The sequence below is a fragment of the Nocardia sp. NPDC057455 genome, assembly GCF_042802775.1.
GTDB lineage: Bacteria > Actinomycetota > Actinomycetes > Mycobacteriales > Mycobacteriaceae > Nocardia.
The window spans coordinates 1-1,697 of record NZ_JBHVDM010000204.1; the positions used below are offsets into that span (position 1 = coordinate 1).

1 protein-coding gene and 1 tRNA gene are annotated in these 1,697 nt (G+C 63.8%); one reads left to right on the plus strand and one right to left on the minus strand.

The window, feature by feature from the left end:
- Window positions 1-42: 42 nt before the first annotated feature.
- Window positions 43-1,281, minus strand: coding sequence for an Ig-like domain-containing protein (locus tag ACFU5M_RS34455; protein ID WP_379055809.1), 1,239 nt, complete (start codon window positions 1,279-1,281; stop codon window positions 43-45).
- Between the two features lie 304 nt (window positions 1,282-1,585).
- On the opposite strand from ACFU5M_RS34455, the gene ACFU5M_RS34460 reads away from it, so the two are divergent.
- A tRNA-Lys gene (locus ACFU5M_RS34460) sits at window positions 1,586-1,658 on the plus strand.
- Window positions 1,659-1,697: the final 39 nt, after the last annotated feature.

The following is a 1,697-nucleotide window of genomic DNA, read 5'->3' on the forward strand; positions in this document are numbered from 1 at the left end:
CCGGATTACGCTCCGGTGGCCCGTTCGGCGTCCTGCTTCGGCTCAGCGATTGTCGTCGGCGTTGCCCGCCTTCCAGACCGGCCACGGGATGTTCCAGTCACCCAAGCCGTCGATGCCGGACAGGGTGCCACCCACGGTGTTCTTCACGATCGTGATGTCGCCGCGCTTGGCGTTCTGGAAGACCCACTGCGCGTTCGCCGGGCTGAGGTTCAGGCAGCCGTGACTGGTGTTGCTGTACCCCTGCGCACCCACCGACCACGGCGCCGAGTGGAAGAAGATACCGCTGTAGGACAGTCGCGTCGCGAAGTCCACCGGCGTCTTGTACCCGTCGGGCGAGTTGACCGACACGCCGTAGGTAGAAGAGTCCATGATGATCTTCTCGTGCCGGTCGGCGACGATGTAGACGCCGTTGTCGGTGGGCGTGCTGTCTTTGCCCATCGAGGTCGGCATGGTGCGGATCACCTGACCGTTCTGCTCGACGGTCACCTGCTTGGTGTTGTCGTCGGCGGTGAAGATCACCGCGTCACCGATGGTGAAGAACGAGTGGATGTTGTCCTGGCCGTACAGGCCGTTACCGAGATCACGCCCATAGACGTTCACGTCGATGGTGACCTTCGTCCCCGGCGCCCAGAAATGCTCCGGCCGCCAGCGCACCTCGCGGTTGTTCACCCAGTAGAACGCGCCCTCCACCGGCGGCTCGGTGGTGATCTTGATGGCGGACTGCGCCGCCTTCCGATCGGGGATGTTCTCGTCGAACTGGACGGCCACCGGCTGACCGATACCGACCACCTCGGCCTCCCCCGGGATCAGGTACGGCTTGGTCTGGTTACCGGGCGAACTCGTGGTGAAACTCAGCGTCGCGGTGTTCGCGCCGCCGAGGCCGATCGCGTCGGCCTTCAGCCGGTAGGTCTTGCCGTATCCGAGGACCTCGGTGGTTTCCCAGGACCGTCCGTCGGCGGCGATCTTGCCCTCGATCGACTTGCCCTGCGGGCTGACCAACGTCACATCGGTGAACTTGCCGTCCTCCACCTTGAACGTCAGCGGGACGCCCGGCGAGACGCCGACCTCACCGTCCTTCACCGGCGACAGCAGCTTGGGCTTGATCAATTCCGTGATGGGGTTGCGGTCGATGACCACCTGAGCCGCTTCCGTGGCGTCGGATGCCGAACATCCCGTCATCGCCAGTGCGGCGACCGCGACGACGATCACCGGTCCCGCGACAGCGCGTAGCGACCACCGTGCGGCCGGCTTGCGCTCGTGCCGACCTCGACCAACACTCATTTCAACCCCGTTTCAAAGTCTCGGTGCTCCAGGACACACCGATGGCTTCGGATACCGACCGCCACGCCGCTCACCCCGCCGTGTACGCGGGCGATCGAAACCACAATCGGACATTCTGCCAGTGCGTCACGTCCAGGCCAATGTGAACACCTCGTCCGTCACTGCAGCGTTACCACCTCTAGATCAACCCGGCGATTCCCGGTGTTACCGGCCGGGAGCAGATCGCCTCGAGCCGGTCAGGGCACGATTTCACTTCTGCGGCCCTCGCCTGTTAAGGTTTGTCCCGCACCGGAACACGGAGCACGCGCCATTAGCTCAATTGGCAGAGCAGCTGACTCTTAATCAGCGGGTTCGGGGTTCGAGTCCCTGATGGCGCACAATACGTAAACCGTGCCCTTGTCAACTATCGGTTGACA

Bases quoted from the DNA above. Each gene is read 5' to 3' on its own strand.
- ACFU5M_RS34455 (WP_379055809.1), bottom strand. From the start codon at position 1,281: ATGAGTGTTGGTCGAGGTCGGCACGAGCGCAAGCCGGCCGCACGGTGG.